The following is a 14,063-nucleotide window of genomic DNA, read 5'->3' on the forward strand; positions in this document are numbered from 1 at the left end:
TTTTTTTAGATTCTTTTCCCCTTCTCCCTTGCATTTTCTACTAATTTTTGCAAAAATAGAGGGGTAGAAAGAAGGTAGCATATGTCTAAATTACAACAAATCTTAACTTATCTTGAATCAGAAAAGCTAGACGTCGCTGTCGTATCTGACCCCGTCACAATCAATTACCTCACTGGCTTTTACAGTGATCCACACGAACGCCAGATGTTCCTCTTTGTCCTTGCTGACCAGGAACCATTACTCTTTGTTCCAGCACTTGAGGTTGAGCGTGCAACAAGCACTGTCTCATTTCCAGTCGTTGGCTATGTGGACTCTGAAAATCCTTGGAAGAAAATCCAAAATGCCTTGCCACAGATTAATTTCAAACGTGTAGCAGTTGAGTTTGATAACCTCATCTTGACCAAATATCACGGTTTGAAAACTGTCTTTGAAACTGCTGAGTTTGAAAACTTGACTCCATTGATCCAACGTATGCGCCTCATCAAATCAGCTGATGAAGTGCAAAAAATGATGGTTGCTGGTGTCTATGCAGACAAGTCGGTCAAAGTTGGTTTTGACAATATCTCTCTTGACAATACCGAAACAGATATCATTGCACAAATCGACTTCGCCATGAAACGTGAAGGCTATGAAATGAGCTTTGATACTATGGTCTTAACTGGCGACAACGCTGCAAATCCACACGGTATCCCTGGAGCCAACAAGGTTGAAAACAATGCCCTTCTTCTTTTTGACCTTGGTGTGATGGTCAATGGTTATGCATCAGATATGACTCGTACAGTCGCTGTTGGGAAACCAGACCAATTTAAAAAGGATATTTACAACTTGACTCTGGAAGCCCAACAAGCTGCCCTTGACTTTATCAAACCTGGTGTGACGGCTCATGAAGTAGACCGCGCAGCTCGTGAAGTGATTGAAAAAGCTGGCTACGGTGAGTACTTCAACCACCGTCTCGGTCATGGTATCGGTATGGATGTACACGAATTCCCTTCAATCATGGAAGGAAATGACATGGTTATCGAAGAAGGCATGTGCTTCTCAGTTGAGCCTGGTATCTACATCCCTGGTAAAGTCGGTGTCCGTATCGAAGACTGCGGTGTTGTAACTAAGGATGGCTTCGATCTCTTTACAAGTACCAGCAAAGATTTGCTTTATTTTGATTAAAAAGTATATTACAAAAAATAAGATGGAAAAGCTTAACTTTCCATCTTATTTTTTGATTTGATAATAAATTTTATCAGCTATATAACCTTTTCGTTCAACTGCATTTGGAATCGTCTTCCAAAAAATCATACCAGCCTTTTCCATCACACGACCAGAGGCAGGATTTAAACTTGCATAGCAGGCATTAACCTCTTCAAATCCAATCTCATCCAGACAGAATGATAAAACTGCCTTCAAGGCTTCTGTCATGAGTCCTCGTCCCCAGTAGTCCATCCCTAAGATATATCCAATCTCACAGCTAGAGTTTTCTTCATCCACACTGACCAGACTAATATCTCCAATTACATAGTCTGGATTTTCTTTGAGACAAATGGCCCATTTGTAGTAATTTGGATTGTCATAGGTTGCTACCCAATTGCCAATAGAGTTTAGAGTCTGTTCGACATTCAGGTGTGGATCCCAAGTCACATAGGTCAGATTTTCTAAGCGTGAAGCCCAATTATCAAACATGGCTTGAGCATCAGTTTCCACAAATCTCCTCAAAATCAAACGTTCTGTCTCAATAGTTTGTGTACCAAGTGCTTTCATAATCGTAACTCGCTTTCTATTTGAATGCCCAAGCTAAAAAGGTCAATTGGACTCAAAATCCGTATCTTGACCAGGTTAATAAAGAGGTGCTAAATTATGAAAAAAGTCCCATTGTTAGTCTAAGCTGTTAGTATTTTTAAAAAGACAAGGTGTTTTATCTTTGTCTTTTTCGTTTTAGTATTGCTTTTGTTTCAATGTCAATAAGTGTGTTCTTTTTGAATCAGTAACTATTCCAATTTATCTATCTCGAAATATATAAAATCCCTTTGTAATACTATAAAAAATAACTAACAAAGAAATAACTATAAGACTCGGTTGCCAAAAACCCGATATATCTACTACACTTTGGCCTAAAAGTTGGCCAATAAAGCTAACTAAAATTAAAATAATTAAATTGAAAATTACTGATACTAATAAAATTAGCACCGAATGTATTATTGCCTCGCCTATACGTATTTTAAAAAGTTGTAATCTTGACACTCCTAGTGTCTTTAACTGTTTAATGTCTTCAATATCTTTATTTGAAGATAAAATTGTAAGAGAAATAGAACTAGTAATAATCAGAATAATTGGAGCAGACAGATAAGCAATAAAGGAAGCTCTTGCTTCGAGTACACCGTTTGCTGTATTCATGAATGAATACATATTTTGGGTGTAAAGAATAAACCCAGAAATAAGAGTTACTCCCATGCTCATTGAAGTTTGTATACTTTTCAAATAGCTAGGATTGGATAGTAGATTCCAAAAGCCTGTATTGATTACATAATTTTCAGTTGGAAATATCCTCATTAAAAATTTTATTAGAAACATTTGAATTGATGGAGATAGTGATTGAATAATAAGGATGTGAATAATTAATAAAAATAATATTATGCTTGACTGTGTTGAAATTATTTCTTTATTACTGCTAAAACCTGCTGAAACAATAAAACATATACATAGTAACCATAGGATTAAACGAACAGAGATGTTAATAAAACCAGTTACTGTAACTTTTCTTTTTTTCTTTTTTGGTTTTAATATTGATGATATTTTAAGTATTCGACTTGAATAAAAGTAAGCTCCTATCCCGACAATTGTTGGGACTATAAAAACACTCAATAAAATTGATTGAATGTTGGCTGTAATAACTAGATCAGGTAACTCATCTCTTCCTAATAAATTTTGTAAAAATTTGTAGTAACTATCTGCCATGATAAATGAAAGTATTGTACCAATACTACTAACAATCACTGCCATTAAATAAAACTGTCCAGATACTAATAAAGATAGCTGAGTTCTGCTTGCGCCTAAGATAGCCCATAATTGGTAATCCTTTTTAAAGATATCTATTAGCAGTCTTATATTATTTGAAATAAGGAAAAATAGAGTAGTCCCGCCAAAAACTATTAGCATTTGAAAAAGTTGTGAAGTGTTAATGTTAGCAGTCTTGATTGAACTAGCAATACCAAATAAAGATGTTCCAACAATTAGGCTAGATACAAATAGTAATGGTATTGTTCCTAACCATTGTCTTTTTGAGTACTGAAATTGGTAAATGATTAATTTTAGCATAATAAATCCTCCTCAAATTAATCTTTACTACTTTCAAGTGCTTGGTAGAGCTCATCAGCTGAAGGTTTAATAATTTGTCGAGATATTTTTCCGTCTTTTAAAATGAGTGCTCTGTCAGTTTTTGAAGCCAACTCAATATCATGGGTGACCATAAGAACACATTTTCCTTGACTCGCTAAATTACGAAGTGTTTCCAATATAAGTTTTCTTGAGACGCTGTCCAGAGCTCCTGTTGGCTCATCAGCAAAAATAATTTTACTATCAGCTATTATTGCACGAGTAATAGCCACTTTTTGCTGTTCTCCACCTGATAAGGTAGCAACTAATGATGATAGTTCTGCTTTAAAATTCAAACTATCCAACATTTTTTTTACTTTATTACTATCAACACTCTTTCCTGAGAGTCTCAGAGGAAGTGTAACATTTTCTAGTACAGGTAGAGCGGGTACCAGATTATAGTTTTGAAAAATAATTGCAATATCTTGCCTTCTAAATTTAGCAAGCTTCCCTTCTTTTAAGGTATATGGATTTATACCATTGATAACAACTTCACCACTTGTTGGTTCAGATAAACTTGATAAGCAACTTAGCAAAGTAGACTTTCCAGAACCACTGACACCAAGTATTGATACAAATTCCCCATAATTGACAGATAAAGAAACATCTTTCAAAATAGAGACAGTTTTGTCTTGCCCTAACAAAAATTCTTTTGAAAGGTTTGAGACTTTAACAGCTACATTATTAACCATAATAAATCCTCCTGATTCCAGTGTCATCTTTGATTTTATTATATAAATTGGAATTCTATTAATATCAAGTAAGTAACTTATGAAACGAATTTTTAATGGATAAAATTTCTTTTTTATCTGGAACTCGAATAAAGGTCTTTAGCGAACTAAGGATTTTTTCTATTACTATAATAGTATCATAAACGAGGCTTAATTGAAAGCGTAATCATAACTCTATTAAGAGGTACAGCTATTCTATACAAAATTTAAACATAAAACTTAGGTATACTTAATAAATGAGAATTAAAGTTAGCTATAACGAAGATAGTAGCATATGTAAAAACTTTTTGATACAACAGAGTTACCAAAAAGTTACAAAAATTTGAAAAATGAGTCTATTTTGCAAGATTCAAAAGTCCTAAAACGCTATTAAATCAAGGTTATAAGAGTTAAAAAATGTATTCATAGAACTCTTCCTCGTTTTCCTGTTTCAAGACTCAGCCAAAAAAGGTCCTCCGGACCTTCCTCGCTTTTCTATTTTCAGGCTCGGGCTAAAAAGGTCCCCCGGACCTTTTTACTCCCAAAACGTATCAAACACGGTGATTGGTAAGTGGCGTTTGTGTTGGCCTTTGTGCCACCATTTTTCAATGGTTGCTTGGGCTTCTGGGCTGATTTGTTTACCTTCCAGGTAGTCATCAATCTCTGCGTAGGTTACACCGAGTGCAACTTCATCTGCCAATCCTGGTTTCTCTTCTTCTAGATCGGCAATCGGTACTTTTTCATAGAGTGCAGGATCGGCTCCGAGCTCCTTCAATAGTTGTTTTCCTTGACGTTTATTGAGGCGATAGAGAGGAAGAATATCTGCACCGCCGTCACCAAACTTGGTAAAGAAACCTGTGACATTTTCTGCAGCATGGTCAGTACCAATAACTGCTCCACTATGAGCTCCTGCGAGTGCATATTGGGCAATCATCCGGCTTCTAGCCTTAATATTCCCTTTATTAAAGTCTGACATTGGACTACCAGTAGCCTCTACTGCCGCTGCCATTGCATCTACAGAATCCTTGATATTAACGACCAAGCTCACATCTGGTCGGATAAAAGCTAATGCCTTTTGGGCATCATCCTCATCTGCTTGAATGCCATAAGGTAGGCGAACTGCGATAAATTTATAAGAATCATCGCCTGTTTCTGCTCGCATTTCTTCCATGGCTAGTTGAGCCAAGCGTCCTGCTAAGGTCGAGTCTTGACCTCCAGAAATGCCCAATACAAAAGTTTTTAAGAAGGGATGCTTCTTTAAATATCGTTTTAAAAAGTCAATCGAACGACGGATTTCTTCTTGGGCATCAATGATTGGTTTGACACCTAGTTGTTGGATAATGGTCTCTTGCAAACTCATTCTTCTTCTCCTTCGCCTAGGGCTTCCTTACGCATCTTATCAATCAAGTCCATCTTGTCTTGCCATACATCACGAGCCAAGTCCACAGGATAATGTTGTGGATTGAGTACACGTTTGTATTCATCCCAGAGCTTATCAAATTCCTTACGAGCATAGGCTTGGATTTCAGGTAGACTTGGTAAATCATAGACTAGCTTACCTTCCTTGAAAATGTCAATCAAGAGAGGAACAGCATCAAAATTACGGACAGTTTTCTTGATGTAAGTATAGGTTGGATGGAACATCTTGATTTCAGTCATGCTAGCAACATCGACACCATCATAGGTAATGTAGTCACCTTCAGACTTGCCTTTTTCACGACTAGTGATGCGCCAAACTTGTTTCTTACCTGGTGTTGAAACTTTCTCTGCATTATTTGAAAGTTTAATGGTATTGCGCATATGACCATTCTCGTCTTCAATAGCAACAACCTTGTAAACTGCTCCAAGTGCTGGTTGGTCATAAGCAGTGATGAGTTTAGTACCTACACCCCAGACATCAATCTTAGCTTTTTGCATCTTGAGGTTAAGGATGGTATTTTCATCAAGGTCATTGGATGCATAAATCTTAGCATCAGTAAACCCTGCCTCGTCCAGTTGTTGACGAACTTTTTTAGAAATATAGGCGATATCACCAGAGTCAATACGAACACCCTTAAAGTTAATCTTGTCACCAAGTTCACGCGCAACCTGAATCGCTGCTGGAACACCGATACGAAGAGTATCGTAGGTATCCACTAGGAAGACACAGTTTTTGTGAGTTGAGGCATAAGCCTTGAAAGCATGGTAATCATTGCCATAGACTTGTACCAAGGCATGAGCATGAGTCCCTAAAACCGGAATTCCAAAGAGCTTCCCAGCACGTACATTACTAGTCCCATTGGCACCACCAATGACAGCGGCACGAGTTCCCCAGATAGCTGCATCCATCTCTTGCGCACGACGTGTACCAAACTCCATCAAAGGTTCATCTTCAATGACTGAACGAATACGAGCAGCCTTGGTCGCAATCAAGGTTTGAAAGTTGACGATATTTAAAAGTGCTGTTTCAACCAACTGACACTGCGCCAAAGGGCCTTCCACTTGAACAATCGGTTCATTGGCAAATACCAAGTCCCCTTCCTGAGCAGAACGTACAGTCAATTCCAACTTGAGATTACGGAGATATTCCAAGAAGGCCCCATGATAGCCAAGTGATTCCAAATAAGCTATATCGCTATCTGAGAAACGCAAGTTTTCAAGGTATTTCACAATTCGTTCCAAACCTGCAAAAACAGCATAACCATTTTTAAACGGTTGTTGGCGGAAATAAACTTCAAAAACTGCTTTCTTGTTATGAATTCCTTGGTCGAAGTAAACCTGCATCATGTTAATCTGATACAAATCTGTGTGCAATGTTAAACTGTCATCTGGGTACATATACTGTCCTTCTTCCTTATTTGTAAAAAGAAGAAAATATTTCTTCTTTTCTCATAAATTAGTACTATTATAACACATTTTACCAAGATGGAGAAAAAGCTAACAAGCTATTCCATACTCTCAAGTTCATCCATATCTTGCTCAAACTTTTTCTGAGCCCATTCACCATAGCTTTTCAAGCCTAAATTTCCAATGAAGACCCAAGGAAGATAAAAGATATAAGTAAATACCCATGCATAAATGTACTTAATATGTAGAGGGTTGTGCTGATAAATTTCGATATTGAACTGGTAGTTTTGTAGCATCAAGGTAGCTGTAATCACTAGAGTTAATAACAGGCATCCTAAAATTGTAAAATGAAAACGACTATAGTAGTTCACACCCAAATCTCGAGCACGACCGAAAAAGTAAAAAGTTCCAATAATGATAATGATGAGAATCATTCTCGGATTAAAAAGACTTGGTGCTAATACTGCAATCATATAAGATAAAAGCAAGAAAGCTATAGAGATATAGAAACTTTCAGCCCCAGCTTTATTGATTAATTGTTCTTCTCTTTCGTCCAGTAATTGATAATAAAATAATCTATTTTTCATCTTCTTCCTCCCAAAATAATTGATCTAGAGTTTTCCCTAAGCATCTGCAAATGGATTGGCAAAGTGAAAGCGAAGGATTGTACTTTCCAGCTTCTATCAAGCCGATAGTCTGCCTTGTAACGCCAACAGCTTCTGCCAAATCACCTTGTGTCATGTCAAGCTCCACTCGAGCTAGCTTTAATTTTAAATTCTTAGCCACTTGTTACCTCCTTTTAGATTTTAAAAAGTTGCGCTTCTTTTTTCAACTTTATTATATCATATATTTTACATTGTGCAATATATATCTGACATTTTGTAAGATTTATTTATAAAAAAACTCTCTACCACTTACATGATAGAGAGTTCTCTGTTTATTCAAATGTTTTCAAAATATCTACGACATCGCTTCTATGTTTTACTTGATAGGCTTTGATGCCTAATGTCTCAGCCATCTTAGTATTATCTTTAACATCATCCAGAAAAATACAGTTTTCAGGATTCAGATCATATTTATGGAGAATTTCTTCAAACATTTTTGGATCTGGTTTGATGGCCTTGATATCGCAAGAAAGAACGAATCCATCTAAGATTTCATTTAAAGGAGAGAGTTGTTCCTCTAATAATTCATAAAAAACTGGTGATGTATTTGACAAAACAAAAATACGATGGCCTTTTTCCTTTAAACGTACCAGGAGAGGAAAGACTTCCGTGTAAATTTCAATGTAAGAAGGCCAATTCCAGACTACTTCTTGAACCTTTTCTTGATATATGCTTCCAATCATGGAAACAACTTTCAAGACCAACTCTTCTCTGGTCAGGGTTCCGAGATCTAATCTTTCCCAAAGACCTGATTGAAAGATCGCCTTGTCCAATATCATAAAATCCTTCTCTGTTTTTACCACACCTCGTAAAATCTTATCCTTGTTCCATTCTAATAAAACATTTCCCATGTCTAGTATAATATCCATTATCCACCTCTATTGTTAATCGAATAGCAATCTTTGCTTCAATCTCTATTTTTATGTTATAAATCTTTTTGATAATAGTGCCTTTGTCCTGAGTAGGGATAGTCTTTTAAAGTAAAGACTTCCTTGTAGCCCTGCTTTTGATAAAAGGTTGGCGCTTGGAACTGATAAGTATTGACAAAAACATAGCGACAATTTTTCTTCTTAGCTTCACTTTCTGCTTGTTGCAATAGTTGGGAGCCGATTCCTTGTCCTCTGAATTCCTCTTTCACAAACAAATACTCGATTTCTAACCAATTTCCAAAAGTCTCTGCTACTAGGCCAGCCATTAGTTCCCCCTTATCATCTTCGACGTAAAGGTTAAGTGGCTCGCTTTCAGCTTTTTCTCTCTTTGAACGATTATAGGAGCGAATCAAATCGCCTATTTCTTGCGATTTCTGAGACTCTGTATTCTCTAATATAACCTGCATTCCAAACTCCTCAAAAATACTATCAACTTGATTATAGTCCTATTTATACCTACTGTCAAATTTATGGATTAGAATATTTTTGTACAAGAAAAACTCACCAACTTCCGTTGATGAGCTACTTCTTTATTTTCTAAATCTCCACTGACTATAGATCCCAAAGACGACGATCCAGATAGCTGAACCAACTGCTCCCATAAAGGTTGATTCTTGTAAAAAGAGAGTTCCAAATACAAAGACAAAAAAGAGTATCGTTATGGGATTCAGCAAGCGATATTGGGGCATGAGATAGCCATCTGCCATAAAGTCTTTTGACTTGCGATACTTAAGATGGGCCACCATAATCAAGATGTAGATGGCGATATAAACACCTGATGAAGAAGCCGTAATCAAAGCAAAGGCATCTGATACGCCAGGAAGTACATTGATGAAGGCTGCTAGACCAATCAAGACAGCCGAGGTAATAATAGCATTCTGAGGAACATTGTGACGAGACAGAGTATCAGCCTTAATGGCTTTCAAAAAGCGATTCGGCGAGTCATGAGCAATTTGGTACAAGTGTCGGCCTGTCGAGTAAAGGGTTGAATTTAAGGCTGAAGCTGCTGAAGTCAAGACAACAAAATTAATCAAGGCCGCAGCCCACTTAAGACCAGCAAGTTCAAAAACAGTCACAAAAGGTGAATCCGCAGAAGATAACTCAGCCCAAGGAATGATAGACATGATGGCTAAAAGGGCTCCTCCGTAGAAAAAGATAATTCGCAAGGGGATTTCCTTAACTGCCTTGGGCAATACTTTTCTAGGATTCTTGGTTTCAGAGGTTGTCACCCCGATAAATTCAATCATAAGATAGGCGAAGAAAACCATCTGGAAGGCCATAACAAAGTTCATTCCCCCATTTGGAAAGAGAGAAAACTGGTGACTGATATTTGAAAGGCTTGCTGATCCGTATGGTGTTTCAAAACCTGTCAAGACCATAAAAATTCCAGTTGCAATCATAGCGAGAATAGCAACGATTTTAATCATGGCAAACCAAAATTCGACTTCTCCAAAAATTTTAACCGCAATCAGATTAACTAGACCAAGGATTGTTAAAAAAACGAGCTGAATAGACCAAGATGGCCAAGATGGAAACCAAAATTGAACATAATGGGCAACAGCTGTTATCTCAGCCATTCCGATAAAAACTACTGACAACCAGTAAGACCAAACTGAGAAATAACCCCAGCCCTGTCCAAGATATCGGGTAATAAAGTTGATAAATGTATGTTGTTCTGGGTCTTGATATAACATTTCACCGATAGCCCGCATCATGAGATACATAAAACCACCAGTAATCATATAAACCAAGACGATTGAAGGACCAGTTAAGCTAATAGATCGCCCTGCTCCTAGAAAAAGTCCTGTCCCAATGGTTCCCGCAATGGCCATAACTTGAACATGGCGATTAGTCAAACCACGTTCCATTTTATTTTTATTTTTGTGCTTGTTTTCTGAATTCATATAGTCTCCTTTAGTTTTTAAAATTAAAAAAAGGAGTAATAGGAAGCGCTTTCCCTATATCTACTCCTTTTTAAAATCCTATTAAACTGTTTTTTCAACTTTTAAGATTTTAACATCGTAGCTACCAACAGGTGTTTCAATTGTAGCTGTATCGCCTGTCTTCTTACCAATCAAGGCTTGCCCGATTGGACTTTCATTTGATACTTTTCCTGCAAAGGCATCTGCACCCGCTGAACCCACGATGATGTATACTTCTTCTTCGTCCTCGCCAATTTCTTGGATAGTGACAGTTCGACCGATTGCAACTTCATCTTGAGCAACTGCATCACTGTTGACAATCTCAGCATAACGGATTTTTGTTTCCAAGCTTGAGATTTGTCCTTCAACAAAAGCCTGCTCGTCTTTCGCTGCTTCGTATTCACTGTTTTCTGACAAGTCACCATATGAACGAGCAATCTTGATGCGTTCAACAACTTCTGGACGACGAACTAGTTTCAACTCCTCTAATTCTTTTTCGAGTTTTTCCTTCTCCTCAAGGGTCATAGGGTATGTTTTTTCTGCCATTTTTCTCAACTTTCTTTTAATTAAATTTATATTTTTATAGGTAGTAAAGCAAAATTATGTGGTAAACCACATAATTTTCTTTTTATGACTTTTCGTAAGTCATGATGGTTGCTAGTGATTTCTTGAAAAATCCCTAGGTACACATTGAGCACTGAAACTTTAATTTCTGAACTCAATCTAAAATAGTTTCTAAAACTGTGTCAGTCTCAAACTTTCCGAACGCCTGAAATTTAAAAATTTCAGGCGCTTTTATCAGGTCGGAAAGGCTTAGTTTGAACTGCTTGATTGTGTCAGTTTACTGTTTACATGCTCTTCAACGTTTCGATCATGTTCTTCTCGTGTTGTCGCATAGTAAACCTTGCCATCTTGTACATTGGCAACAAAGTATAGGTTTTCACTCTTAGTTTGATTGATACTTGCTTCAATTGCATCCAGACTTGGACTATCCACTGGACCAGGCATTAGGCCAAGGTTTAGATAAACGTTATATGGTGAATTGATTGAGGTATCAATTGCTGCATCGTCTGCCAAACTAATATTTTTTCCTAGTTTCCCTTCTGCATAGAGAATAGCAATGTTACTCTGAAGTGGCATACCGATGTTGAGACGGTTATAGAAAACTCCAGCAATCTGCTTGCGGTCTTCTGTTTTTGAACCTTCTTTTTCAACAAGTGATGCAATAGTTAAGAGTTCATTCACTGTCAAGTTCTTTTCTTTGATTGCAGCATAGTGTGTTGATAAATTCTTATCCATCGCTGCTACCATTTCATCAATCAAGCTTTCAACAGTTGTGCTTTCTTTGATGGCATAAGTTGCTGGGAAAAGGTATCCTTCTAGACGGTAACGAACACCACTTTCCTTCGTTGGTAAACTTTCAAGAAGTGTTGGATACTTAGCAACTAGTTGTGAGATAAAGGTTTCATCCTGAACCTTCGCCAAGAATGCTTCCGCAGTCAATGCTTCTTTAAACTCTCCTTGAAGTTGACCAACTGTTTCTGCGATTTGATCAATTGTATAACCTTCAGGGATTGTTAAGCTTGCAAGTGAAACTTCTTGACGTTCTGGCGTTCCACCCTTTTGCAACTCTTTGATGATATCATCTGTACTCATGCTCTTTTGCAAATTATAGTAACCAGATTTTAAATCAGAATAGTTTTTATACTTAGCATAGAGGCTAAAGACCAAACCATGTTTTACCAAACCAGATTTTTCTAAAGTTTCACCAATTTCCTGAGTATTAGCACCCTCTGGAATTTGAACGGTGATGTACTCTTTAGAACTTGCATCAACAGGTTGAAGTGCAGATTCAACATATTGGTAACCAAAGAAACCACCTACACCTAGTAGAACCAATAACACAAAGAGTGTTACGAAAAATCCTTTCAAGCGTGATTTTTTCTTTTTCTTAGTTGGCTTAACTGACTCTTTACGACTTCTTCTAGGTAGATCATTTGTTGTTTCAACTGGAGCTACCGGCTCTTGAGCAGGTGTCTCCTTAGCAAAATCTGTTAGTTTTGGTTGTGGCTTAATAGACTTTCTAGTTGGACTTGGTTTTGCTTGATTGGTACGATAAGAAACTGGAATCCTTGTCAAATTAGTATTAAATTCTTTCTCCTCTTGGACTGGCTGAGCAGGGGCAAGAGGTTCAACTGGATCCACAGTAGGTACTACTGGTTCTGTAGCTACTGCAGGTTCTGTAGCTACGATTGGTTTAGTAGGGGCAACTTCTTCTGGAACTGCAATTGGTTCAACAGATTCATCCGGTCCCAAAGATGGACGTGGTGGAACTGTTGGAGCCTTAGCAAGCAGTTCATCCACAAGTGAAACTGAGTCTACCATCAAGTCTTCTACAGATGGCTCTTTCACTGGTTCTTCTGTCTTTGAAAGATTACTGAAATCTTGGAAAAAATCGTCCTTGCTACTCTCACTAGTGTCAAGTCCTTCTTCCCTTTTCAATCTTTCTAAATCTCGTAAAATTTGTTCCTTAAAACTTAATTTTTCTTCATCTCTTGAATTTTCGCTCAAAGGTATTCCCTCCTTGTTGATAATCCATAATATTATATCTTAAAAACTAAAGAAAAGCAACCATAGATGCCCTTCTAGAGCCTATTTCTTATTTTCCCAGACCATATCATACCATTCCTCACCCGCAAAAGTTGACTTGGATTTTCCTTCATTTATAAATCCATGTTTTTCATAATAGGCAATGAGGTAGTCGTGACAGGTTAGATTGATCCCTTCTCGTTCATGTTCAAGAGCAACTTCTTTCAATGCTGTCAAGAGTTTGCGACCGATTCCCAAGGCCTGAGCTTTCTTTGCAATGGATAGACAAGTCACAGAAATATAGCCACCTTTTTGATGACTATAATCTGTAATTTCTTCTGTAAAGGACTGGTCTTGTAAATATCGATGAGGCATTACCGGCCCTTCAATATAACCAAGTATCTCTCCCTCCTTTTCAGCTACTAAAAAACTGGTCTTAATTTCCTTCAGATGAGCTTCAAAAACAGATCGAGGAATAGCCTCCTCAGCAGAGAAATTTTCCAACTCAATCTCTAGGATACGATCAAGGTCTGTAAGCCTTGCTTGTCTAATAATCATCTTTCCTCCTGAAAATAGGGATTTGCCCAAAACATATGAAAATAAGTTTCACTACTAGTTGGCACATCAGCTAAACCTCGGTCAAGAAATCCATTCATCTCAAAGTAAGCCAGCAATTCATCCCTAGACAGCAAATAGAGACCTGGTCTATTTTTCTGAAAAGCATACTCCTTCATGGCTCCCAACAACAAGGTTCCAAATCCTTGTCCTTGATAATCAGGATGGACGACAAGATCCAAAATAGTGATAAAGTCACTCGTGTCAGGAATTGCTGCTTCAAAATCACTTTGGGTGAACTTTGTGAGTTCGTCACCAATGATATAACCAATGATTTCTTCATTAAGGCTGGCTAGCAGAAACGTACCCGCATGGTTGCGGATACGCTCTTTTATCATTTCTATACTAATTTCATCTTGGGAGTCGGAGTTGCTTTCTCCTATCAGCCAGATTGACTCTAAATCTGATGGCTGAACCTCCCGAATAGTGATTGAAAATTCCATA

15 protein-coding genes are annotated in these 14,063 nt (G+C 37.4%); 1 reads left to right on the forward strand and 14 read right to left on the reverse strand.

Annotation, left to right across the window (positions count from 1 at the left end; all coding sequences use genetic code 11):
- The first annotated feature begins 81 nt into the window (after positions 1-81).
- Entirely contained in the window at positions 82-1,164 is a 1,083-nt protein-coding gene (locus tag QM887_RS02460) for a M24 family metallopeptidase (protein WP_414270327.1), read from the forward strand.
- 45 nt (positions 1,165-1,209) lie between these two features.
- Here QM887_RS02460 and QM887_RS02465 read toward each other — a convergent pair whose 3' ends face one another.
- The 14 genes from QM887_RS02465 to QM887_RS02530 all read right to left on the reverse strand — a co-directional run bounded on the left by QM887_RS02465 (position 1,210) and on the right by QM887_RS02530 (position 14,062).
- On the reverse strand, positions 1,210-1,752 hold the full coding sequence (locus tag QM887_RS02465) for a GNAT family N-acetyltransferase (protein WP_414270328.1): 543 nt from the start codon (positions 1,750-1,752) through the stop codon (positions 1,210-1,212).
- 237 nt (positions 1,753-1,989) lie between these two features.
- Positions 1,990-3,306: a beta-carotene 15,15'-monooxygenase gene (locus QM887_RS02470; RefSeq protein WP_414270329.1), complete on the reverse strand. Its 1,317-nt coding sequence runs from the start codon at positions 3,304-3,306 to the stop codon at positions 1,990-1,992.
- 17 nt (positions 3,307-3,323) lie between these two features.
- Entirely contained in the window at positions 3,324-4,055 is a 732-nt protein-coding gene (locus QM887_RS02475; protein ID WP_414270330.1) for an ABC transporter ATP-binding protein, read from the reverse strand.
- Between the two features lie 553 nt (positions 4,056-4,608).
- Positions 4,609-5,433 carry an ammonia-dependent NAD(+) synthetase gene (nadE, locus tag QM887_RS02480; protein ID WP_414270331.1) on the reverse strand — a complete coding sequence of 275 codons (825 nt, stop codon included), beginning with the start codon at positions 5,431-5,433 and terminating at the stop codon, positions 4,609-4,611.
- Positions 5,430-6,890, reverse strand: coding sequence for a nicotinate phosphoribosyltransferase (locus QM887_RS02485; protein ID WP_414270332.1), 1,461 nt, complete (start codon positions 6,888-6,890; stop codon positions 5,430-5,432). Before QM887_RS02485 ends, nadE begins: the two co-directional genes overlap by 4 nt.
- Before the next feature lie 107 nt (positions 6,891-6,997).
- Positions 6,998-7,486, reverse strand: coding sequence for a DUF6773 family protein (locus tag QM887_RS02490; protein WP_414270333.1), 489 nt, complete (start codon positions 7,484-7,486; stop codon positions 6,998-7,000).
- Positions 7,476-7,685: a helix-turn-helix transcriptional regulator gene (locus tag QM887_RS02495; protein ID WP_001107501.1), complete on the reverse strand. Its 210-nt coding sequence runs from the start codon at positions 7,683-7,685 to the stop codon at positions 7,476-7,478. The genes QM887_RS02490 and QM887_RS02495 overlap by 11 nt, the downstream gene beginning before the upstream one ends.
- Positions 7,686-7,836: 151 nt before the next feature.
- On the reverse strand, positions 7,837-8,433 hold the full coding sequence (locus QM887_RS02500) for an HAD family hydrolase (protein WP_414270334.1): 597 nt from the start codon (positions 8,431-8,433) through the stop codon (positions 7,837-7,839).
- Between the two features lie 56 nt (positions 8,434-8,489).
- On the reverse strand, positions 8,490-8,900 hold the full coding sequence (locus tag QM887_RS02505; protein WP_414270335.1) for a GNAT family N-acetyltransferase: 411 nt from the start codon (positions 8,898-8,900) through the stop codon (positions 8,490-8,492).
- A 123-nt stretch (positions 8,901-9,023) separates the two neighbouring features.
- Positions 9,024-10,397 (reverse strand): amino acid permease, encoded by a 1,374-nt coding sequence (locus QM887_RS02510; protein ID WP_414270336.1) that lies wholly within the window; start codon positions 10,395-10,397, stop codon positions 9,024-9,026.
- A gap of 81 nt (positions 10,398-10,478) precedes the next feature.
- Positions 10,479-10,961 carry a transcription elongation factor GreA gene (gene greA, locus QM887_RS02515; RefSeq protein ID WP_075229222.1) on the reverse strand — a complete coding sequence of 161 codons (483 nt, stop codon included), beginning with the start codon at positions 10,959-10,961 and terminating at the stop codon, positions 10,479-10,481.
- A 267-nt stretch (positions 10,962-11,228) separates the two neighbouring features.
- Entirely contained in the window at positions 11,229-12,986 is a 1,758-nt protein-coding gene (gene mltG, locus QM887_RS02520) for an endolytic transglycosylase MltG (protein WP_414270337.1), read from the reverse strand.
- A gap of 81 nt (positions 12,987-13,067) precedes the next feature.
- On the reverse strand, positions 13,068-13,562 hold the full coding sequence (locus tag QM887_RS02525) for an N-acetyltransferase family protein (protein ID WP_414270338.1): 495 nt from the start codon (positions 13,560-13,562) through the stop codon (positions 13,068-13,070).
- On the reverse strand, positions 13,559-14,062 hold the full coding sequence (locus tag QM887_RS02530; RefSeq protein WP_414270339.1) for a GNAT family N-acetyltransferase: 504 nt from the start codon (positions 14,060-14,062) through the stop codon (positions 13,559-13,561). The genes QM887_RS02525 and QM887_RS02530 overlap by 4 nt, the downstream gene beginning before the upstream one ends.
- Position 14,063: the final 1 nt, after the last annotated feature.

This window comes from Streptococcus infantis, from assembly GCF_047460875.1.
In the GTDB taxonomy this organism is placed as follows: Bacteria; Bacillota; Bacilli; order Lactobacillales; family Streptococcaceae; genus Streptococcus; species Streptococcus infantis_AA.